The sequence below is a fragment of the Blautia faecis genome (genome assembly GCF_020554845.1).
Lineage (GTDB): Bacteria > Bacillota > Clostridia > Lachnospirales > Lachnospiraceae > Blautia_A > Blautia_A faecis.
Genome location: NZ_JAJCIA010000010.1, coordinates 75,717 through 98,612 on the forward strand (window position 1 = coordinate 75,717; position 22,896 = coordinate 98,612).

Consider the following 22,896-nt stretch of genomic DNA (forward strand, 5'->3'; position numbering starts at 1 on the left):
ACTAATTCTTTCGAATTAGGTGTTTCTGTTTTTATTATTAAAATATTTTTTATTCTATTGTTAAATATCCAGGTTGTGTTTCCTTACCAAAGCTGATATAATTATTATATGGGTGTTGCCATAACGGTAGGCGGTTAGTCCTTCAACAGAGGGACTGTGACCCTCTGATTACATAGAAACCCGTAAGGGAATTCAGTGGAAAGGAGGGCTAAGCCAATGAGTATTGTTGACCTTATAGCAGTTGTAAGCTTCGGCTTAACCTGCTTTACAATAGGATACACATTGGGTAAAGATGTAAATAATACACAAAAATAGCCGCCCTGTCTGTAAACTAAGCGGCAATTTTTGCTAACCAGTATATGGGCTAACCGTCTATCGGCAACACTCTTTTTCTATACTTATATTAACATTCTGTTGTCTTAATGTCAATTATCTATATTCGAATTTATTTCACCACGCGAACCTTTGAAACACCCTCAATGGCCTTCAGTGCATCCAGCGCTTCTGCGGAAGCTGCACTCTCCAGATCGATCAGAGTATACGCATACTCTCCTTTACTCTTGTTGGTCATATCTGCAATGTTCAGGCCCTCAGCACCAAGGATCTTGGTCAGCTGACTGATCATGTTTGGAATGTTCTTATGTGTAATGGCAATACGTCCAACTGCTACGCAGGTACCCATATCACAGTTCGGGAAATTTACAGAATTTTTGATATTACCATTCTCAAGGAAATCACGAACCTCCTTCACAGCCATAACTGCACAGTTCTCCTCAGATTCCTCTGTGGATGCTCCAAGATGAGGAGTTACCAGAATGCCCTCATGACCTGCAACTGTATGGTTGGCAAAGTCTGTTACATACTTTTTCACCTTGCCGCTGTTCAGCGCCTCAATCAGCGCATCCTCGTCAACCAGAAGGTCACGGGCAAAGTTCAGAAGTACAACACCGTCTTTCATCTTCTCGAAAGCTTCTTTGTTGATCATCTTCTTTGTGGAATCCAGAAGCGGTACATGTACAGTGATATAATCGCACTTGCTGTAAATCTCATCTAAGCTCTTGCTGTGTTTAATAGTACGGGAAAGGTTCCATGCTGCATCGATGGAAATGTATGGATCATATCCATAGACCTCCATACCAAGGGAAGCTGCTGCATTTGCCACCATGCTTCCGATAGCACCAAGACCGATGATACCAAGCTTTTTGCCCATGATCTCACAGCCTGCAAACTGTTTCTTCTGTTTCTCAGCAAGCTTATCAATATCTTCCTGGTCTTTTTCTCTCTGTACCCACTCAATACCTCCCACAATGTCACGGGAAGCAAGAAGCATACCGGCAAGAACCAGCTCCTTTACACCATTTGCATTGGCTCCAGGAGTATTAAATACAACGATACCTTTCTCTGCACACTCTTTCACCGGAATGTTATTGACTCCGGCACCGGCACGTGCGATCACAGCAACACTCTCCGGCAGCTCCATGTCATGCATCTTGGCACTTCTTACAAGAACTGCCTGGCAGTCATCCAGAGTATCTGCTTTTTTATAATTATCATCAAAAATGTCCAGGCCTTTCTGGGCAATAGGATTCAGGCAATGATACTGAAACATCAGGCATTTTCCTCCTCAAACTTTTTCATGAATGCAACCAGCGCTTCCACGCCAGCCTTTGGCATTGCATTGTAAATGCTTGCTCTCATACCGCCAACAGTTCTGTGGCCTTTCAGGTTCACAAGACCTGCCTTGGCAGCCTCAGCAACGAATTTCGCATCCATCTCTTTATCTCCTGTTACAAAAGGAACATTCATAAGAGAACGGTCTTTCGGAACAACGGTGCCATGGAAAAGCTTGCTGGAATCAAGGAAATCGTAGAGGATCTTTGCTTTCTCCTCATTGCGTTTCTTCATCTCTTCCAGACCGCCCATTTTCTTCAGCCATTTGAAAACTTTACCGCATACGTAGATGCAATATGCATTCGGTGTATTATAAAGAGAACCAGCGTCTGCATGTGTCTTATAGGTAAGCATGGTAGGTGTTCCCGGAAGAACATCTTCTGTGATCAGATCCTCGCGGATAATGGCGATTACCATACCTGCAGGTCCGATGTTCTTCTGAACGCCACCATAGATAATACCATATTTGCTTACATCAACCGGCTCGGAAAGGAAACAGGAGGATACATCTGCCACAAGTGTTTTGCCCTTTGTATTTGGAAGTTCTTTGAACTTGGTTCCATAAATGGTGTTGTTCTCACAGATATAAACATAGTCTGCATCCGGGCTGATCGGCAGATCGCTGCAATCCGGAATGTAAGAGAAGGTCTTATCCTCGGAAGAAGCAATCTTGTTTGCTTTTCCGTATTTCTGTGCTTCCTGATATGCTTTCTTTGCCCACTGACCGGTTACAATATAGTCAGCCACCTTATTTTTCATAAGGTTCATTGGGATCATGGCAAACTGCTGGGAAGCGCCGCCCTGAAGGAAAAGTACCTTATAGTTGTCCGGAATATTCATCAGCTCACGAAGATCCTTCTCAGCTGTGTCGATGATTTCCTGAAATGCAGCACTTCTGTGGCTCATTTCCATAACGGACATACCGGTACCATTGTAATCCATCATTTCATCTGCGACTTCTTTCAACACCTCTTCCGGAAGGACCGCCGGTCCTGCGGAAAAATTGTACACTCTGCTCATTTCTTCACATCCTCCTCATCAAATACCTCGTCTAAACTTGCTCCTGCAGGAACCATAGGATATACGCTTAAATCCTGGTCGATCCAGCAATCGAGAACTATCGGACCCTCTGATGAAAGCGCCATCTTAAGTGCAGGCTCTACTTCTTCCATCTTCGTAACGCGGATTGCTTTTGCTCCCATTGCTTCAGAAACTTTCACGAAGTCCACACCATCATTTAAGATGGTCTGAGAATATCTTTGTTCATAGAACAGAGTCTGCCACTGGCGTACCATTCCCAGAACATGATTGTTCAGAATGATCTGGACAAGAGGTTTGCCGCAGCGAACCGCTGTGGCGATCTCGTTCATGTTCATACGGAAACAGCCGTCTCCTGCTATATTTACCACGGTTTTGTCCGGGCAGCCCATCTTTGCTCCGATTGCTGCGCCAAGGCCATAGCCCATGGTACCAAGCCCTCCTGATGTCAGGAAGGTTCTCGGCTCCTTAAATTTGAAATACTGGGCAGCCCACATCTGGTGCTGTCCTACATCTGTGGAAATGATTGCATCTCCACCTGTCAGTTCATAAAGCTTCTGGATCACGTAGGGTCCGGTAAGCTGAGAATGATCGTAATTTAAGGGATATTTTTCTTTCATATCCTGAATATGCTGCACCCATTCATCATGGCGCTTCTCCGGAATTTTCTCAAGGAGAAGCTTCAGCACTTCCCTCAGATCTCCGATCACAGAGGCATCAACCACAATATTCTTGTTAATCTCAGCTGCATCTACATCGATCTGCAGGATCTTTGCCTTCGGTGCAAAGGTCTTTGTATCTCCTGTCACACGGTCGCTGAAACGTGCACCAAGAGTGATCAGAAGGTCACACTCGCACATTGCGTAATTGGAAGTTTTGGTTCCATGCATTCCAACCGGGCCTGTGTAAAGCTCATCCTCTCCGGAAAAAGCCCCTTTTCCCATAAGGCTGTCGCAGACCGGAGCCTGGATCTTGTGGGCAAGTGCACGGACTTCTTCAGATGCATCTGCGATCACAGCACCGCCGCCAACAAAAATAAATGGCTTCTTTGCTGCTGCGATCATCTGTGCTGCTGTATCCACATCCTTCGGACGGATGGTGTCAACCTTCGGCTCTACGGCTGTGATGGTGTGACGGATATATTCACATTTTGCTGCGGTTACGTCCTTTGGCACGTCTACGAGTACCGGACCAGGACGACCGCTTTTGGCGATGATAAAAGCTTTGCGGATGGTGTCTGCAAGCTTTGTTACATCTTTGACAATATAGCTGTGTTTTGTCACAGGCATTACAATGCCTGCGATATCAACTTCCTGGAAGGAATCTTTTCCAAGAAGGGCAGTTCCAACATTACAGGTAATTGCTACCACAGGAACAGAGTCCATACACGCGGTGGCAATTCCGGTTACCAGGTTGGTTGCACCTGGGCCGGAAGTTGCCAGACACACGCCGACCTTTCCTGTCGCACGGGCGTAACCGTCTGCTGCGTGGGAAGCTCCCTGCTCATGGGAAGTAAGTACATGTTTGATTTTATCACTGTATCGGTAAAGGGCGTCATAAACGTTCAGAATAGCTCCACCTGGATAACCGAAAACGGTATCCACGCTTTGCTCCAGCAAACATTCTATGATGATCTCCGCTCCTGTAAGCTGCAATTTCATTTCCTCCTGGTATATTATACTGTAAAAATCCAGGACATTTGCTATGAAAGAACCATACTTTCATGAACCATAATTCCATTCACAGTTATTGTCCGGATAAGAATCTTATTATTTCGCTTTTGGAACCTCGAGGATCGCACCGCGGTTTCCGGAAGTAACCATTGCTGCATATCTTGCCAGATATCCGGTTGTAACCTTCGGCTCTCTCGGCTGCCATTTTGCTTTTCTTGCTGCAAGCTCTTCATCAGAAACCTTCAGTTCCAGTTTCAGCTCCGGAATATTGATGCTGATGATATCACCTTCCTCAACAAGGGCGATGGGACCGCCTACTGCTGCCTCCGGTGAAACATGTCCAATGGAAGCGCCTCTGGATGCACCGCTGAAACGTCCGTCTGTAATAAGTGCTACAGAAGAACCAAGTCCCATACCTGCGATTGCAGAGGTAGGATTCAGCATTTCTCTCATTCCAGGACCACCCTTCGGTCCCTCATAACGGATGACAACAACGTCACCTTCTACGATCTTTCCGCCTTTGATTGCCGCAATCGCGTCTTCCTCGCAGTCAAATACTCTTGCAGGTCCTTCATGAACCATCATCTCAGCAACAACTGCGGAACGTTTTACAACACTTCCGTCTGGTGCAAGGTTGCCCCGAAGTACAGCAAGTCCTCCTGTGGTGCTGTATGGATTATCGATCGGACGGATTACTTCCGGGTTCAGGTTTACACAGTCCTTGATATTCTCACCTACTGTTTTTCCGGTTACAGTCATGCACTCTGTGTGAAGGAGTCCCTTTTTATTCAGCTCGTTCATAACTGCGTATACGCCGCCTGCTTCGTTCAGGTCTTCCATGTAAGTAGGGCCTGCAGGTGCAAGGTGGCAGATGTTCGGAGTCTTTGCACTGATTTCATTTGCAAAGCTGATATCGAAATCCCAGCCAATCTCATGTGCGATTGCCGGAAGATGAAGCATACTGTTTGTAGAACAGCCAAGAGCCATATCTACAGTAAGGGCATTCAGAAGTGCCTCTTTCGTCATAATATCTCTTGGACGGATGTTGCGGCGGTACATTTCCATAACCTGCATTCCTGCATGCTTTGCAAGACGGATACGCTCAGAATATACAGCCGGGATTGTTCCGTTTCCTTTCAGTCCCATACCAAGAACCTCAGTAAGGCAGTTCATGCTGTTTGCAGTGTACATACCGGAACAGGAACCGCAGGTCGGACATGTTTTGTTCTCACACTCAGTCAGTCCTTCCTCTGTAAGCTTGCCTGCTGCGTAAGCACCAACAGCCTCAAACATGCTGGAAAGACTTGTCTTGTGTCCGTTTAAGTGACCAGCCAGCATCGGGCCGCCGCTTACGAATACGGTAGGAACGTTGATTCTGGCTGCTGCCATCAGAAGTCCTGGGACGTTCTTGTCACAGTTCGGGATCATAACAAGGGCATCAAACTGGTGAGCCAGTGCCATGGCCTCTGTGGAATCTGCGATCAGATCTCTTGTTACAAGAGAATATTTCATTCCGATGTGACCCATTGCAATACCGTCACAGACAGCGATTGCAGGGAACATGACCGGAGTTCCTCCAGCCATTGCCACGCCAAGCTTTACAGCCTGTGCGATTTTATCCAGGTTCATGTGGCCTGGTACAATCTCATTGTAGGAACAAACGATTCCTACTAATGGGCGCTCCATTTCTTCTTTTGTCATTCCAAGGGCATTGAACAGGGAACGGTGAGGTGCCTGCTGTGTGCCTGTTTTTACTGCGTCACTTTTCATAACTTGTATCTCCTTTTGCTTCATAGCCGGAAAAAAATGATCCATTTGCTTATAAGCGGATATCACCCAGCTCATGCAATTTCCTGGATAAGCATTTTCCACTGCTGATAAATCATTTTGTTTCTTTCGAATTCTAAATTTCCTTAGCGATCAGGTCACCCATCTCTTTCGTTCCAACCAGAGTGCATCCCTCAGACATAATGTCACCAGTGCGGTATCCGGCAGTCAGAACCTTCTGTACAGCAGCCTCAACTGCATTTGCTTCCTCATCCAGATCCAGGGAAAAACGAAGCATCATGGCTGCGGAAAGGATGGTTGCGATCGGGTTGGCCTTATTCTGGCCTGCAATATCAGGTGCAGAGCCATGACTTGGCTCGTAAAGGCCAAATTTGGTCTCGTTCAGGCTGGCAGAGGAAAGCATTCCGATAGAACCGGTAACCATACTTGCCTCATCGGAAAGAATATCACCGAACATGTTCTCCGTCAGGATCACGTCGAACTGCTTCGGATCTCTTACCAGCTGCATTGCACAGTTGTCAACCAGCATATGCTCAAGAGTAACTTCCGGGTAATCCTTCGCTACTTCTTCTACTACTTTTCTCCAAAGTCTGGAGGAATCCAGAACATTTGCCTTGTCAACGCTTGTTATTTTTTTGCGGCGTTTCATAGCAATGTCAAATGCTTTGATAGCAATTCTGCGAATCTCGTTTTCGTTGTAGGAAAGGGTATCGATGGCTTTCTTTACACCGTTCTCTTCTACTGTTTTTCTCTCGCCAAAATAAAGACCGCCTGTAAGCTCTCTTACGATGATCATGTCAAATCCGTCTCCAATGATCTCATCGCGAAGTGGGCATGCTGCACGAAGTTCGTTGTATAAATATGCAGGGCGAAGGTTTGCAAAAAGATTCAGTGCCTTACGAATGGCAAGAAGTCCTGCCTCCGGGCGTTTGGATGGCTCCAGCTTATACCATGGGGATGTCTTGGCATCTCCACCGATAGAGCCCATAAGAACTGCATCAGAAGCTTTCGCTGTAGCGATTGCCTCGTCTGTAAGCGGTACTCCATGTACATCAATGGAAGCTCCGCCTAAAAGTACTTCAGAATAAGAAAAAGTATGTCCATATTTCTCACATACTTTGTCCAGAACTTTTTTTGCTTCTGCAACGATTTCCGGACCGATTCCGTCTCCGGGGATCAGTGAAATGTTGTAATTCATAGTAATTTCCTCTCCTTCGTTTCTGAATGCCAGCGGAAAATCACCTCTCGCCTGACACCAATGGATAATTGTTATTATAATAACGCACTTTCTTTAATATTTCAACATGTTAAAGTAAAAAACTGTCAAAAAACTGCCTTTTTTCCCATTCTCAAAAAACATTCACGGAAGAAAAAAGGCCCCATCCCTTTATGGAATGAAGCCTGTTCTTAGTTTCTGTCATATTCGGATGAATCTGATTATGCAGAAGCCTGCTCTGCTTTCTCAACTTCGGCAATTGCCTGTTTCCTCATAGGGATACGGCAGTTCTTATTATTACCGAACTCTACAATCACGTCTTCTTCTGTCATGTCGATGATGACACCGTAGAAACCGCTTGTAGTTACAATACTGTCACCTACAGCCATATCGCTGAGCATCGCCTGTACTCTCTTCTGCTCTTTCTTCTGAGGTCTGATCATCAGAAAATACATAATACCGAAAAGTACAACCAGCCATACGATGGTAAATCCCATACTCATTCCGCTTGATGCGTCCATTTGCTATTCCTCCTGTATCTTACTATCACGCCCTGTCTTTTTCACCAGCGCATTATAGTATATAATACACAAAATAATTTGATTCTTCAAGTATTTTTCCGATTTTTTATATTAATTTCATTTACTATATCTGCTGTTGATTTTTCCCTCTTCAAAACCAGCCAGACGCATTTCCTTATATTCTGCAAAATTGCCCTGATCCAGCGCATCCCTGATCTCCTCCATCAGGTGGTTGTAGAAGTAAAGATTGTGAAGCACGCAAAGACGCATTCCCAGCATTTCTTTCGCTTTCAGAAGGTGGCGGATATAGGCTCTGCTGTAATGCTGACAGGCAGGACATTGACATCCCTCTTCGATTGGGGACGGATCCAATTCATATTTCGCATTAAACAGATTCAGCTTGCCGCGATTGGTGTAAACATGTCCATGACGTCCGTTACGGCTTGGATATACACAGTCAAAGAAGTCGATTCCTCTTGCGACTCCTTCCAGAATATTGGCAGGAGTACCTACTCCCATCAGATAGGTAGGTTTGTTCTGCGGAAGGTGAGGCACGACTTCGTCCAGAATATGATACATCTGCTCATGAGTTTCCCCAACTGCAAGACCGCCAACTGCGTAGCCGTCCAGATCCAGTTTGGAAATGGTATCTGCATGCGCAATACGGATATCTGCATAAATAGCTCCCTGATTGATTCCGAAAAGCAGCTGCTCTTTATTCACTGTATCCGGCAGACTATTCAGTCTGGCCATCTCAGCCTTACAGCGCTCCAGCCATCTGGTAGTGCGGTCTACAGAAGCCTGTACATATTCTCTGCTTGCCACGCTGCTTGGACATTCGTCAAATGCCATGGCAATGGTGGATCCCAGATTAGACTGAATCTGCATACTTTCCTCCGGTCCCATAAAAATCTTATGACCGTCAATGTGGGACTGGAAATAAACGCCCTCTTCCTTGATCTTACGAAGTCCTGCCAGGGAAAACACCTGAAAGCCGCCGGAATCAGTGAGAATCGGCCTGTCCCAGACCATAAACTTGTGAAGTCCGCCAAATTCCTTGATCAGCTTGTCTCCTGTTCTTACATGGAGATGATAGGTATTGGAAAGCTCAACCTGGGTTCCGATATCCTTCAGATCCATGGTGGATACTGCACCCTTGATGGCGCCAACAGTTCCCACGTTCATAAACACAGGTGTCTGGATGGTTCCATGTACAGTCTCAAACTGGGCACGCTTGGCACGGCCTTCTGTTTTCATAAGTGTATATTTTGCCATATGTGAATCCTTTCTTTTTTAAGTCTTTATCTTCAAAAAAATTCCTGTTTCTGCAGCCCTGCAAAGGCATTTTTCTTTTTTACACTTACCAAAGAGTGTAAAACAACAGCAGAAAACTCCATATATTATAGCCCGAAATAACCGAAAATTCAACACTTGTGCGAAGAATCCTTGTTAAACTTTTACATTGTCATTTAAGCCGGGGTATCGTATAATATTACGGAATATTTGCATTTGAATTTTTCACATATAAATAAGAAGATTTAAGATTACTGTTCACTGGTAACGTTCCGCGAAGTGTTTTTTGTGAACAAAGTTCACAGAAAACCCGAGAAATGCGGCGCGAAATCATGCGAATGCATGATTTCTGTGCATCGCGAAGCGCGTTACTGTGAACGGAGTGAACAGTAACGATTTAAGCACATATGCAACAGATGAGGAGGCATATTCTTTACATGAGCAACAAATACACATTAGGAATTGACATTGGTTCCACCACTGTCAAAATTGCAATACTTGACGAAAACGACACCCTGCTTTTCGCAGATTACCAGCGTCATTTCGCCAACATCCAGGAAACACTGGCAGAGCTTCTGGCGAAAGCCTACGGCAAACTTGGAGAGCTTACCCTTCATCCGGTAATCACAGGCTCCGGCGGACTTACCCTCGCCAACCACCTTGGCGTTCCTTTTGTACAGGAGGTAATTGCGGTATCCACTTCTCTTCAGAAGATTGCACCCCAGACTGATGTTGCCATCGAGCTTGGCGGTGAGGATGCCAAGATCATCTACTTCGAAGGCGGCAATATTGAACAGCGTATGAATGGTATCTGCGCAGGAGGTACCGGTTCTTTCATCGATCAGATGGCATCCCTGCTTCAGACAGATGCCACCGGGCTGAACGAATACGCGAAGAATTACAAAGCGCTTTACCCCATCGCAGCCCGCTGCGGTGTATTTGCCAAGACTGACATCCAGCCTCTGATCAATGATGGTGCCACCAAGGAGGATCTTTCCGCTTCCATTTTCCAGGCAGTTGTAAACCAGACCATTTCCGGTCTTGCCTGCGGCAAGCCGATTCGCGGCCATGTTGCATTTCTCGGTGGTCCCCTTCACTTTCTGGATCAGCTGAAGGCTGCCTTTATCCGTACCCTGAAGCTGGATGATGAACACGCCATCACACCAGAGAATTCCCATCTTTTCGCAGCCATGGGTTCTGCCATGAATGCAAAGGATGAAGTAACAGTTTCCCTTACGGATATGACAAACCGCCTGAAGAACTCCATCAAACTGGATTTTGAGGTGGAACGTATGGAGCCTCTTTTTGCCACAGAGGAAGACTATGAAGCATTTAATAAGCGTCAGAGCGCCTATCAGGTAAAGAAGGGCGACCTTTCCCAGTATCACGGCAACTGCTATCTGGGTATTGATGCAGGTTCTACCACCACCAAGACCGCTCTTGTAGGTGAGGACGGAACTCTGCTTTACTCCTTTTACAGCAATAATAACGGAAGCCCGCTTAAAACTGCCATCCGCTCCATTCAGGAGATCTACAGCATTCTTCCTGAGGATGCACACATTGCGTTTTCCTGTTCCACAGGCTACGGCGAGGCACTGATGAAGGCTGCTCTGCTGCTGGATGAGGGGGAAGTTGAGACCGTTTCCCACTACTATGCGGCTGCTTTCTTTGACCCTGAGGTTGACTGTATCGTAGATATCGGCGGACAGGATATGAAATGTATCAAGATCCGTAATCAGACTGTAGACAGTGTACAGCTGAACGAGGCATGTTCCTCTGGCTGTGGTTCCTTTATCGAAACCTTCGCCAAGTCTCTGAACTACTCCGTACAGGATTTCGCCAAGGCTGCTCTTTTTGCAGAACACCCGATTGATCTTGGAACAAGATGTACCGTATTTATGAACTCCAAGGTAAAGCAGGCCCAGAAGGAAGGCGCATCCGTAGCTGATATTTCCGCAGGTCTTGCATACTCTGTTATCAAGAATGCGCTTTACAAGGTTATCAAGGTTTCCGATGCCAAAGAGCTGGGACGTCATATTGTAGTGCAGGGCGGAACCTTCTACAACGATGGTGTACTTCGAAGCTTTGAGCGTATAGCAGGCTGTGAGGCTATTCGTCCTGACATTGCCGGTATTATGGGAGCCTTCGGCGCTGCCCTCATTGCCAAAGAGCGCTACCATGCAGAAGGCCGTGAGACTACCATGCTTTCCATTGAAAAGATCAATGAGCTGAAATACACTACCTCCATGGCCAACTGCCACGGATGTACCAATAACTGTCGTCTTACCATCAACAAATTCACCGGTGGACGTCAGTTTGTAAGCGGCAACCGCTGTGAGCGCGGTATTGGTAAGGAGAAGAATAAGGATCATATCCCCAACCTTTACGAATACAAGTACAAACGGCTTTTCTCCTATCCGCCTCTTTCACCGGATAAGGCAGTGCGTGGAAAGGTAGGTATCCCCCGCGTTCTGAATATGTTTGAGAATTATCCTTTCTGGTATACTTTCTTTACTGAGCTGAAATATCAGGTAGTGCTTTCTCCTACCTCCACCAGAAAGATTTATGAGCTGGGCATTGAATCCATTCCAAGTGAATCCGAGTGCTATCCGGCCAAGCTTGCCCACGGACATGTGACCTGGCTGATCAAAAATGGTGTGAAATTCATTTTCTACCCGTGTATCCCTTACGAGCGAAATGAATTCCCGGACGCAGTCAACCACTACAACTGCCCTATCGTTACCTCTTATGCAGAGAATATTAAGAACAATGTGGACGAGCTTCACGATCCGTCCATTACCTTTATGAATCCATTCCTGGCTCTGACCTCTGAGGAGATCGTTACCAGGAGACTGACTGAGATTTTCCCGGATATCCCGGCATCTGAGGTGAAGGAAGCCACCCATAAGGCATGGGAGGAAATGGCTGCCGTACATAAGGACATTGAGAAAAAGGGTGAGGAGACGCTTCAGTATCTGAAGGAGACAGGCCGCCGGGGCATCGTTCTGGCAGGCCGCCCTTACCATATTGACCCTGAGATTCATCATGGTATCCCGGATCTGATCAACAGCTATGGAGTGGCAGTTCTCACTGAGGATTCTGTTTCCCATCTGGTACCTGTTGAGCGCCCGATCCGTGTCAATGACCAGTGGATGTATCATTCCAGACTGTATGCAGCAGCAAACTTTGTGAAAACCCGTGACGATCTGGATCTGATCCAGCTGAACTCCTTTGGCTGCGGACTTGACGCGGTCACCACTGATGAGGTTTACGAAATTCTGGATGGCAGCGGCAAAATTTACACCTGTCTGAAAATTGACGAGGTAAACAACCTTGGTGCCGCAAGGATCCGTGTCAGATCCCTTCTTGCAGCCCTCCGTGCAAAGGATGCACAGAAAAAGGAGCGCACCATTAAACCATCCTCTATTGAGAAGGTTTCGTTTACTAAGGAGATGCGCAAGGATTACACTATCCTCTGCCCGCAGATGTCACCAGTACACTTCTCCTTACTTGAAGCTGCTTTTAATGCAAACGGCTATCATCTGGAGGTGCTTCCAAATGACAATAAGCATGCTGTTGATGTAGGTCTGAAATATGTAAATAATGATGCCTGCTATCCTTCCCTGATCGTTGTCGGACAAATTATGGACGCTCTTTTATCAGGCAAATACGACCTGAACAAGACTGCAGTTATCATGTCCCAGACAGGCGGCGGATGCCGTGCATCCAACTATATTGCTTTTATCCGCCGTGCCCTTAAGAAGGCAGGAATGGAGCAGGTTCCGGTTATCTCCCTTAACCTTAGCGGTCTGGAGAGCAATCCTGGATTTAAGCTTACTCTTCCGCTGGTGAAGGCTGTTGTGTATGCCGCTGTGTTTGGTGATATTCTTATGAAGTGTATTTACCGCATGCGCCCATACGAGCTGGAGAAGGGCATTGTAAACCGCAAGCACAAGATCTGGGAAAAACGTGTGATTGCATTTGTTTCCGGAAGCGCCTTAAGCCACAGCCAGTTTAAGAAAATGTGCCGGGAAATGGTTCACGATTTCGATACCATCCCGATCAGTGATGAGAAGAAGCCTCGTGTTGGTATTGTAGGTGAGATTCTGGTTAAATTCCTTCCGGCTGCAAACAATCACCTTGCAGAGCTTCTGGAAGCCGAAGGGGCTGAGCCTGTGGTACCGGATCTGATCGACTTTATATCTTACTGCTTCTACAATCAGAATTTCAAGGTCGACAATCTTGGATTTAAGAAATCCAAGGCATTCTTTGGAAATATAGGTATTAAGGCAATCGACTGGGTTCGTAAGACTGCAAATGAGGCACTTGCGGAAAGCCGTCATTTCCATCCTACTGCAGATATCCGTGATCTGGCGAAGATGGCACGTCCCATTGTTTCCGAGGGTAACCAGACCGGTGAGGGATGGTTCCTGACCGGTGAAATGATGGAGCTGATCCATGATGATGTTCCGAATATTGTTTGTATCCAGCCGTTCGGCTGCCTGCCGAACCACATTGTTGGTAAGGGTGTTATCAAAGAGATCCGCCGTCAGTACCCGAAGGCAAATATTGCAGCCATCGACTACGACCCAGGTGCAAGTGAAGTAAACCAGCTGAACCGAATTAAATTGATGCTTTCTACTGCACAGAAGAATTTGAAGGCAGAAGAAGAGGCAAAAAATAACAACTAGCAGTCATATTCCAAAAAATCACAGCAAAAGAAAGCCCTCAGAGTTGCCGCTCTGAGGGCTTTCTTGTTGCATACATTGAACATATCGCTTCTTTTTTTGCCTGATGGCATTGTGGCATATGCATATCTAAAAATCAATATACTATATTTTCAATTTTAATAGCATGTTTAAAAACCATATTTTAAAACGGCAGTTTCCCTGCAATTTTCTTCAGGTAGGCTCCGCCTGGCATCATGGCAAACTGCTCATCAGATGGCTTGCTCACTGCCAGATATACAATAAAATAGACAGCCATTCCAAGAACCACTGCGATTCCAAGGCTGATGAAATTGGAATGGATCAGCTTATAAATTCCATAATAGGAAAAGCCTGCCACTACAGCCATTGGTACGGATGCCAGAAGCGGATTCAGATAAGCGCTTCTCCATGGATTTTTGTACTGCATATACTGTTTCATCGCCCGCTCATTCAGCAGGCACATAACTACTGCATAAATAATCATTGCCACTACAATGGCATATACACCAAGGTCAGTTGCAAACAGCAGGATTGCCATGGCAATCACATCCACTACCAGAGCAATTGCGGCATTGATCATGGGGATATTGGGCTTTCCGATTCCCTGAAGCACACCATTGGAAATATTGGAATTTCCATTGAGAATAATGGTAATGACACCAAGCATCATCAACTGAGCTGCTGCCCCCTCCGTCCGTGGGAACAGAAGTCTTGTGATCGGACCTGCAAGAACTGCAAGTCCCACTGCACATGGAATGGAAATAAACATACTGATCCAGGTTGCGCGGTCGATCTTATCTCTGGCACTGTCCATGTCCCTCTTGGCATACTGGGCAGAAACCTCCGGAATCATGGATGTGGGGGCTGTGCTTGCAAGCGTAAGGGGAATATTGATCAGGGTCATATAATAACCATATTCCGCATAAAGGCTTGTAATAGTGTCATGGTCAATTCCCTTAAAGCCCTGAATACCGGAATACATATAACTGTTAATAAAACCGTTTACATTGTAAATAAAAGAGCTGAGAATGATCGGCATTACAATGAGAACGATATTCTTCATAACCTCGCCGGTAGCTTCATCACGGGAATGAGTGTCCCTTGCCAGTCTCTTTTTGATATTCTTTCGGTTTACCCAATATACAAAAAGCATAAAAAGCAATGCTGATGCAACTCCGGCACCGGTTCCCATAGTAGCTCCGGCAGCACCCCAGGCATTTCGTACAGATTCCTCCGCACCGCTGAATTTATTCAGCATGACAGTAGACATCAGGATTGCAAAAACCGCTACAAAACACTGTTCCACAATCTGGGACAATGAGGTAGGGAGCATGTTTCGATATGCCTGAAAATAGCCTCGGAAGGTACCAAGAATTCCTGACAGGAAAATGGTTGGTGCCAGCATTTTCAGTGCAAGTCTGGCTCCGGACATGGATTCCGGCACCAGAATGGACGAACCGAAAAGACAAAAAAGTGCTACTACGCCTCCCATTATGATTACATATAACAGCGCACAGTGAAATACCTTCTGGGCGTCTCTGTAACGTTTAAAAGCCAGCTTTTCTGCCATAATCTTGGATACTGCCTGCGGAATGCTGAAAGAAGCGATCATCAGCAGGATAAAGTAAACATTCTGGGCATAATTGAAAAGACCCATACTGTTATTTCCAAGAGTATTGGAAAGCGGACTTTTATAGAGCATTCCGATGATCTTGGAGATCAATGCCGCGATCATCAGGAATGAAGCATTTTTTACAAGTGTGTTATCGTTCTTTTTCCCCATTTCTTATTGTTCCTTTTTGATATTTTCAATCTGCCAGTCAATGGGGGCAAGCCCGTTTTTCTCCAGAAATTCATTGGTCTGGCTGAAATGCCTGCATCCGAAAAATCCTCTTGACGCAGACAGCGGGCTTGGATGTGCAGCTGTGAGTACCAGCTGCTTCGGATTGTTCAGCATTGCTTTTTTCATCTGGGCAGGTCTTCCCCAGAGAAGATATACGATCGGGCGGTCCTGATCATTCAGGGTCTGGATAACCGCATCGGTAAACTGTTCCCAGCCGATTCCTCTGTGGGAAAATGCCTGATGGGCGCGAACGGTCAATACTGTGTTCAGAAGAAATACGCCTTGTTTTGCCCATTTTTCCAGGCAGCCATTGTCAGGAATATAGCAGCCCAGGTCGCTGTGGAGTTCTTTATAAATGTTTACCAGAGACGGGGGAATGTCTATATCTTCTCTTACAGAGAAGCAAAGGCCGTTGGCCTGTCCATCGTTATGATAAGGATCCTGACCCAGAATAACTACTTTTACATCGTTTAACGGTGTGTATTCGAAAGCATTAAACATATCCTGGGGCGGTGGGAATACTTTTCTGGTGCGGTATTCTTCCATTATTGTTTTATATAGTTTGGCATAATAGGGCTGATGAAATTCATTCTTCAGCGCGGCCTGCCAGTCTCCTGTTATCTGGCCCATTTTAATTGTCACCTCATCTTTTGTATTTTGCTATTTAGTGTGTTGAAAGTTGTTCAAGGCGGACGCATTCGGACAATGGTGATTGCTCACTCGCCGGCGCAACGCTCCAGCGAACTAACTGCTAACTGCGACTAAATCGTTCAGGAGAGCCTTCACGATTAAGTCTCCGTAAGCAGTGGATTTCGCCTACGCTAAAACCGCGCCTGAAATGGCTCGCTAGAGCAATCACCATTGCCCGAATGCTGTGTACTGTCTGGGACTTATTTGTTCATAGGAACTTTCGACAGAGGGGGAGTGATTGGTTTCCCGATACTTTCTTGGCAATGATAGATTGGCAAAAAACAATAAAGTTGCGGGATACCAACTACTTCACCCCACCCGCGTTGTTGTCGTTACTGTTTCTTTCTTCCCTTTCCAGTAACCAGCGATTTTGCAATGTATATTCGCAAGCCGCGCATTTTAGGAGCGGTTTTAGTGGAGGCGAGATCCATGACTTACGGAGACTTAGGCGCGAAGGCTTTCCTGAGCGTCTTAGTCGTAGTTAGTCATTAGCTTGCCGGAACGTTGCGACGCGCGGCGGTGAATATACATTGTAAAATCGCGTCCGGGATAACGACCAACACACTAAATAGCAATTTTAATATTCTATCGTCTTACCGGAACACCTTTTTCAGCCAGGTAATCCTTCACCTGAGAAATTTCCAGTTCTTTATAGTGGAACAGGGAAGCTGCCAGAACTGCATCGGCACCGCCGTCGGTAAGGCCTTCGTAGAAGTGTTCCAGGGTACCGGCACCACCGGAAGCGATGACCGGGATGGATACGGCATCAGATACTGCGCGGGTTAATGGGATGTCGTAGCCAGCCTTGGTACCATCACAGTCCATGCTGGTAAGGAGGATTTCTCCTGCACCAAGGGCTTCTGCTTTCTTCGCCCACTCAATGGCATCAATGCCTGTATCCAAACGACCGCCATGCTTATAGATGTTCCAGCCGCCGTCAGGACGACGCTTAGCGTCAATGGCAACTACTACACACTGGCTGCCGAATTTATCTGCTGCCTCACGGATTAATTCCGGACGGTCAATGGCTGCGGAGTTTACAGAAATCTTGTCTGCACCTTCGCGGAGCAGCTTCCGGAAATCATCTACAGTACGGATCCCGCCGCCAACTGTAAATGGAATGAATACGTTGGCTGCAACTTTTCGCACCATATCTACTACTGTGTCACGCTGTTCACAGGAAGCTGTAATGTCAAGAAATACCACTTCATCTGCTCCTGCTGCGTCGTATGCTTTCGCAATTTCCACAGGATCTCCTGCATCCTTCAGGTCTACGAAATTAACACCTTTCACTACTCGTCCATTATTTACATCCAGACAGGGAATAATTCGCTTTGTAAACATAATTATGCCTCCTTCCCAAGCTTCGCAAAATTCTCCAGTATTTTCAGACCGTACTTGCTGCTCTTCTCCGGGTGGAACTGGCAGGCAAATATGTTGTCCTTTTCAACGGAGGCATGAATAGTTACGCCATACTGCGCAGTCGCCTTCACGATTTCAGGTTCTTTTGCCTGAAGGTAGTAGGAATGAACAAAGTAGACGTAAGTCTCTTCCGGAATTCCTTTAAACAGGCGGCCATCATTCTGAAGGTGAAGAGAATTCCATCCCATGTGAGGAATTTTAAGTCCAGGGGCCGGGGGAATCTTCACGATCTTACCTTTCAAAATTCCAAGTCCCTCCACTCCCGGAGTTTCGTCACTGGATTCGAAAAGGAGCTGCAGACCCAGACAGATTCCAAGGAATGGAGTTTCTTTCTCTGTAAGCTCCCGGATCACAGGAACAAGTCCGAATTTATTCAGATTATTCATGGCATCTCCAAAGCTTCCAACACCTGGAAGAATTACTTTATCTGCACTCAGTAATACCTGAGGATCTCTGGAAACTACAGTTTCCTCTCCAAGGTAATGAAGGGCTTTTTCCACACTTTTTATATTGCCTGCATCATAGTCAATTATTGCTATCATTCGGGCTCCTCCTGTTGTCTGTTTTTCGTCAATACTGCGTCTATTGTGTGCAGCATTTTCTGCCATCATATAAATGCTTTTAATCAGCAAATACTGCCTTCCCAAAGCACAATATTGCTGAACATACACTTTCATATTCTTACAGTATAACGCAAAAACAGGCGGTTGCAAAGAGCTAATTCCATGCTGCCGCCTGTTTTGTTAGTTTGTATTGTCTTTCCAGATTAACACTGTTTTTTTTATGAAAAATTACAATTATCTTCTCTTTCAAGCACCAGATTTCCAGCCTGAAGATTGACTATTTTTACTTTATTTCCGATCCAGGGTAAACCAGAATTCCACCCCGTTATCAAAGTTCTGAACACCGTACTGCTGATTCATACCTTCCATAATAGCCTTTACAATAGAAAGTCCGATTCCGCTTCCGCCATACTCTCTGGTGCGGGCTTTGTCTACCTTGTAGAACTTGTTCCACAGATTCGGGAGATCGGCTTCCGGGATTGGGGTTCCAGTATTAAATACCGTTACTTTCACTCTGTTTTCCTGTTTCTGGACTTTGATCTCCACAATTTTTTCTCCATCCAGATGATGCAAGGCATTGCTTACATAATTCGTCACAACTTCTTCTGTCTTAAACTCATCTGCCCAGACATAAAGAGGCTCTGTCTCATTAAAAATCACCCGGGCTTCTTTCTGCCTGATCATGATATCCATGGTGGAAAGAACGCCTTTGATCAATGCAGTCAGGTCAAAACGCTCCATAACAGCTGCGTCTTTTCCGGATTCCAGCTGATTCAGCGTAAGAAGATTCTTTACCAGCTTATTCATCTTGGCAGCTTCATCAATAATGACGTCACAGTAAAAATCCATGCTTTCCGGATCATCATTAATGTTCTCCTTCAGACCTTCTGCATACCCCTGCACAAGAGCAATGGGTGTCTTCAGCTCATGGGAAACATTATCCAGAAACTCTTTTCGCATTTCATCGATTTTCACCTTATTCTCAATATCCTTCTGCAGCTCATTGTTTGCAGATTTCAGCTCGGAAATAGTATGCTCCAGCTGACTGGACATCTTGTTAAAATTATCTCCCAGCACATCAATTTCATTGCCGGCCTTGCTTTTATATCTGGCTTCAAAATCAAGATCTGTCATCTTACGGGAAAGCTCCGTCAGCTCGGAAATAGGTCTGGTCAGCTTTCTGGTTACTGCCATAATACACATTCCACTTATAACAATAATGACAATTCCTACAAAGAAATAAAACTTATTGGAAATATTTGCGCTTTCCTGGATACTTTCCAGAGGGCTTCGGATCAGGAAATAATTGCCATTGTCAAATTTCCCCCAGCACTCTACATAATCCATACCCACGAAACGGTCATATACCTGCTGAACCACACAGTTATCCGTCTGTTTCAGAATTGTGCCTTTTCCGTTATCCATGTCAAGATCACTGGCATAACCAAAAAACAGCTTGCTTCTCAGCTGATCTTCATTCTCCGGCCAGCACAGATATTTCGTATTATCCTCATTGACAACCACCCAGGTCAGATTATTCCTGGAGCTTTCCTGAATGATCTCAGAAGACAATTCTTCCTGCTCGCTTTCCACATCGTCCTCTGTCATAGAATCCGTGTTGATCTGACTCAGCACTTCCCTTGCTTCCAGAAGAGTTTCCGTCTTTTTTGACACATAATATTTTTCCAGAAATGCTCCGTTGATCATGGAAATCGTGAGAATGGAAAGGAATAAAAGACCTATAAATGTAAACGTGATCTGGTGCTTTATGGAGCGGATTTTCTTTGGCTTCTTTGATTTCTTCATCACTCTACCTCAAACTTGTAACCCATTCCCCATACGGTCTTGATGTACTCACCTTTATCCCCCATTTTACTTCTTAATTTCTTCACATGTGTGTCAATGGTTCTGGCATCTCCGAAATAATCATAATTCCAAACAGAATTAAGGATTTTTTCCCTGGAAAGAGCAATTCCCTGATTTTCCAAAAAGTAAGTAAGAAGCTCAAATTCCTTAAAGCTAAGATCCATAGGCTTGTCATCGACTGTTGCAAGATGGGCAGCCTTATCGATCACAATTCCCCCTGCGCTGAGCACATCTTCCGCTCCGGTCTGTCCGGTACGGCGAAGGATAGCTTCTACTCTGGCTACCAAGATCTTCGGGCTGAATGGCTTGGAAATATACTCATCCACACCCAGGTCAAAACCAAGAAGCTCATCACGCTCATCTCCTCTTGCTGTCAGCATGATGATCGGTACTTTAGAATTCTTGCGCACCTCACGGCATACTTCCCAGCCGTCCATCTTTGGCATCATTACATCCAGGATGATCAGGGCAATATCTTTTTCCTTATAAAAGATATCCATGGCTTCCTCGCCATCTCCTGCTTCCAGCACCTGAAAATTCTTCTTTGTTAAAAAGTCTTTTACAAGCTTTCTCATTCGGCTTTCATCATCCACTACAAGGATTTTTAATGTATCCATATCTTGTCCTCCCTTTTTGGTCAACCTCATTTATCGCATGGTTTTTATACCTTTTTGTACGATTTACCTGTATCTTAACACAGGGGTATGATGATTTTGTGAACGCCAGCACATTTTCTTACAGATGACTTTTTTTCTGTTTTGTGCTATGCTAGAGCGTGTTTAAAAAAGGCTTTCTGCAAGATGTGCGTCACAATTTGTGGGAGATTTCGCTCGGATGAGGGCGCCGTAGCGGGCTACGGCAACCGAATTCGGGTGAAATCTCCCGCAAAGTGGGGCGTGCAGGTTGCGGGAATGATTTTTCAAACACGCTCTAAGTACAGTGTAAAATATAAATCAATTTTTGAAAAGAGGGAATTCACATGCGTCAGGAAAGTTTTAAAATGGAGCGTCCGGGACTGGTGAAACCGGGAGATAAGATTCAGATCACGGAATATCAGTCCTACATGAACTACAGCTATATCATTGAGCCTGCTGTAGCCATGTCCGGCTGCTATCCGAACTCACAGAGAATCAAGGCAAAGGAAGGAACCATTGTCAGTGTGGAAAAGGCACCGCTTAGTGGGTATGTGGTGATTGCGGAATTTGAGGAATAGCTACATTTAGTCAGGGACTCCCCAAAGGGGGCCCTGACTGATTTTCACTTTTTCTGAAATTTCTCAATCACACACTCCACACTCATGCGTCTTTGTTTACATCATATTTATTTAAATATTCTCTGTAAGAAAAATCCTCGACTACTTTTCAGTAGCCGGAGCACCTTGACAATTCACATATGATTGATTTGATTCGTTTGCACGACGTTCGATCTCAGCTTTGACAGTTTCGTTCCATGGCGCCAGAAGTTCTAATTCATCATCACTCATCCAATCATCAGGCAGTTTTTCCAGCAGATAGGTAAGATAATGATAGACGTTTACTCCATTGGCTTTTGCCATTTCTACCATTGTGTACACAATAGCGCTGGCCTGGGCTCCGCTTGGTGTGTCACAGAACAGCCAGTTTTTACGGTTATGTGCTTAAGAACATAACCGTAATTATGTGCCGAACTTAGTTATGTGCTCTTAACATATTTCAAGAAAAATGTCATAGTTAAAAGAAACTGTCGAAGAGCTGCATAAACAGTATTCACAGACTCAAGACACATGCTCACCTGTTGAAGAAGGTACTGATAATTCCAAATCGACCGAAGACACTGATAACCAAAAATAACCGTCATTACGATCGTTGTCACCTCCTTTCTCTCTTGGTTCGTTGTCAGTTGCAAACATCATTGACTTGTCTGCCATCTGCTGATTTGTATAACCAAATCTGGCTTGTTCCGCTTCTAAATTTCTAAACATCTCATTTCCTCCTTTCGCTTATTTGCGTTTTGCAAACTGAAATTATACTATAATTTCTATTTGCAAATTTATCAATACTTTTCTTTTCATTTTGCAAACTTTTCTGTTGACAGTTTTTTCAATATGCAACTATAATCGAATTATCAGGAGGTACCAATTATGGGTGACAATTTTAATGACAATTTAAAAGAAGCTCGCTTAAGATCTGGATTATCCCAGAAAGAAGTGGCAGAAAATATTGGCGTAGCAAAATCTACATATTCATTATATGAGAGTGGAAATAGAGAACCAAACGTAAATACAATAAAGAAAATTGCTGATTGCTTAAATGTTTCTGCTGATACTCTCCTCGGACTTAATGACGAACTTACCACTCTTGCCGCTCATTTTGATGGCAAAGAATACACCGAAGACGAATTGAATGAAATTCGCCAGTTTGCTGAATTTGTGAAAAACAAAAGGAAATAATCGGCATATCTGCCAGAATGTACATTGACAATATAATATATTTACCCAGGGAACTGTTGGGGTGTTATGTCAGCCGCCGGACACTTTTGTGAAAGGAGGCTGGTGCTGATGGTTACATACAGTGATTTATTTACTTTTGTAATTATGCTTTGTGCAGTCATAACTCTTGTTATTA

Annotated in this window: 17 protein-coding genes and 3 pseudogenes; 4 read left to right on the forward strand and 16 right to left on the reverse strand. The window is 45.0% G+C overall.

Annotation, left to right across the window (positions count from 1 at the left end):
* Window positions 1–445: 445 nt before the first annotated feature.
* The 7 genes from LIZ66_RS07090 to tgt all read right to left on the reverse strand — a co-directional run bounded on the left by LIZ66_RS07090 (window position 446) and on the right by tgt (window position 9,182).
* A complete protein-coding gene (locus tag LIZ66_RS07090; protein WP_118584301.1) occupies window positions 446–1,609 on the reverse strand; it encodes a phosphoglycerate dehydrogenase in 1,164 nt (387 codons plus the stop codon).
* Complete coding sequence (serC, locus tag LIZ66_RS07095) at window positions 1,609–2,691, reverse strand: 3-phosphoserine/phosphohydroxythreonine transaminase (RefSeq protein ID WP_148461832.1); 1,083 nt, start codon at window positions 2,689–2,691, stop codon at window positions 1,609–1,611. Before serC ends, LIZ66_RS07090 begins: the two co-directional genes overlap by 1 nt.
* Complete coding sequence (gene ilvB, locus LIZ66_RS07100) at window positions 2,688–4,370, reverse strand: biosynthetic-type acetolactate synthase large subunit (RefSeq protein ID WP_227200735.1); 1,683 nt, start codon at window positions 4,368–4,370, stop codon at window positions 2,688–2,690. The genes serC and ilvB overlap by 4 nt, the downstream gene beginning before the upstream one ends.
* 108 nt (window positions 4,371–4,478) lie before the next feature.
* The gene (ilvD, locus tag LIZ66_RS07105; RefSeq protein ID WP_227200734.1) at window positions 4,479–6,152 is read right to left on the reverse strand and encodes a dihydroxy-acid dehydratase; all 1,674 of its coding nucleotides are present in this window, start codon (window positions 6,150–6,152) and stop codon (window positions 4,479–4,481) included.
* A gap of 133 nt (window positions 6,153–6,285) precedes the next feature.
* Window positions 6,286–7,368, reverse strand: coding sequence for a 3-isopropylmalate dehydrogenase (gene leuB, locus LIZ66_RS07110; protein ID WP_227200733.1), 1,083 nt, complete (start codon window positions 7,366–7,368; stop codon window positions 6,286–6,288).
* Window positions 7,369–7,607: 239 nt separating this feature from the next.
* The gene (yajC, locus tag LIZ66_RS07115; protein WP_118584184.1) at window positions 7,608–7,907 is read right to left on the reverse strand and encodes a preprotein translocase subunit YajC; all 300 of its coding nucleotides are present in this window, start codon (window positions 7,905–7,907) and stop codon (window positions 7,608–7,610) included.
* A gap of 117 nt (window positions 7,908–8,024) precedes the next feature.
* Complete coding sequence (gene tgt / locus LIZ66_RS07120; protein ID WP_227200732.1) at window positions 8,025–9,182, reverse strand: tRNA guanosine(34) transglycosylase Tgt; 1,158 nt, start codon at window positions 9,180–9,182, stop codon at window positions 8,025–8,027.
* Between the two features lie 455 nt (window positions 9,183–9,637).
* Between tgt and LIZ66_RS07125 the strand changes: the two genes are divergently transcribed.
* A complete protein-coding gene (locus tag LIZ66_RS07125; RefSeq protein ID WP_227200731.1) occupies window positions 9,638–13,891 on the forward strand; it encodes a 2-hydroxyacyl-CoA dehydratase in 4,254 nt (1,417 codons plus the stop codon).
* A gap of 181 nt (window positions 13,892–14,072) precedes the next feature.
* On the opposite strand, the gene LIZ66_RS07130 is transcribed toward LIZ66_RS07125, so the two are convergent.
* From LIZ66_RS07130 to LIZ66_RS07155, 6 genes are all read right to left on the reverse strand, one after another.
* Window positions 14,073–15,692 (reverse strand): putative polysaccharide biosynthesis protein, encoded by a 1,620-nt coding sequence (locus LIZ66_RS07130; protein WP_227200730.1) that lies wholly within the window; start codon window positions 15,690–15,692, stop codon window positions 14,073–14,075.
* Between the two features lie 3 nt (window positions 15,693–15,695).
* Window positions 15,696–16,382, reverse strand: coding sequence for a uracil-DNA glycosylase (gene ung / locus LIZ66_RS07135; protein ID WP_148461839.1), 687 nt, complete (start codon window positions 16,380–16,382; stop codon window positions 15,696–15,698).
* A gap of 645 nt (window positions 16,383–17,027) precedes the next feature.
* Window positions 17,028–17,786, reverse strand: a complete 759-nt coding sequence (gene hisF, locus LIZ66_RS07140) for an imidazole glycerol phosphate synthase subunit HisF (protein WP_173717557.1) — start codon at window positions 17,784–17,786, stop codon at window positions 17,028–17,030.
* A gap of 2 nt (window positions 17,787–17,788) precedes the next feature.
* Entirely contained in the window at window positions 17,789–18,406 is a 618-nt protein-coding gene (gene hisH, locus LIZ66_RS07145; RefSeq protein WP_195591202.1) for an imidazole glycerol phosphate synthase subunit HisH, read from the reverse strand.
* Between the two features lie 309 nt (window positions 18,407–18,715).
* Window positions 18,716–20,233: a sensor histidine kinase gene (locus LIZ66_RS07150; RefSeq protein ID WP_118584278.1), complete on the reverse strand. Its 1,518-nt coding sequence runs from the start codon at window positions 20,231–20,233 to the stop codon at window positions 18,716–18,718.
* A complete protein-coding gene (locus tag LIZ66_RS07155; RefSeq protein WP_118584277.1) occupies window positions 20,233–20,910 on the reverse strand; it encodes a response regulator transcription factor in 678 nt (225 codons plus the stop codon). Before LIZ66_RS07155 ends, LIZ66_RS07150 begins: the two co-directional genes overlap by 1 nt.
* A 183-nt stretch (window positions 20,911–21,093) precedes the next feature.
* Between LIZ66_RS07155 and LIZ66_RS19145 the strand changes: the two are divergent.
* Window positions 21,094–21,174: pseudogene (locus LIZ66_RS19145) on the forward strand (DUF6783 domain-containing protein); the annotation flags it as partial.
* Here LIZ66_RS19145 and LIZ66_RS19150 read toward each other — a convergent pair.
* Window positions 21,136–21,216: pseudogene (locus LIZ66_RS19150) on the reverse strand (DUF6783 domain-containing protein); the annotation flags it as partial. The pseudogenes LIZ66_RS19145 and LIZ66_RS19150 overlap by 39 nt on opposite strands.
* Before the next feature lie 56 nt (window positions 21,217–21,272).
* Between LIZ66_RS19150 and LIZ66_RS07160 the strand changes: the two are divergent.
* On the forward strand, window positions 21,273–21,506 hold the full coding sequence (locus LIZ66_RS07160) for a hypothetical protein (RefSeq protein WP_118584275.1): 234 nt from the start codon (window positions 21,273–21,275) through the stop codon (window positions 21,504–21,506).
* 141 nt (window positions 21,507–21,647) lie between these two features.
* Here the strand turns inward: LIZ66_RS07160 and LIZ66_RS07165 are convergent.
* Window positions 21,648–21,920: pseudogene (locus LIZ66_RS07165) on the reverse strand (transposase domain-containing protein); the annotation flags it as partial.
* Between the two features lie 126 nt (window positions 21,921–22,046).
* A complete protein-coding gene (locus LIZ66_RS07170) occupies window positions 22,047–22,253 on the reverse strand; it encodes a hypothetical protein (protein ID WP_118584274.1) in 207 nt (68 codons plus the stop codon).
* A gap of 159 nt (window positions 22,254–22,412) precedes the next feature.
* Between LIZ66_RS07170 and LIZ66_RS07175 the strand changes: the two genes are divergently transcribed.
* A complete protein-coding gene (locus LIZ66_RS07175; protein ID WP_148461842.1) occupies window positions 22,413–22,721 on the forward strand; it encodes a helix-turn-helix domain-containing protein in 309 nt (102 codons plus the stop codon).
* The last annotated feature ends 175 nt before the right edge of the window (window positions 22,722–22,896 follow it).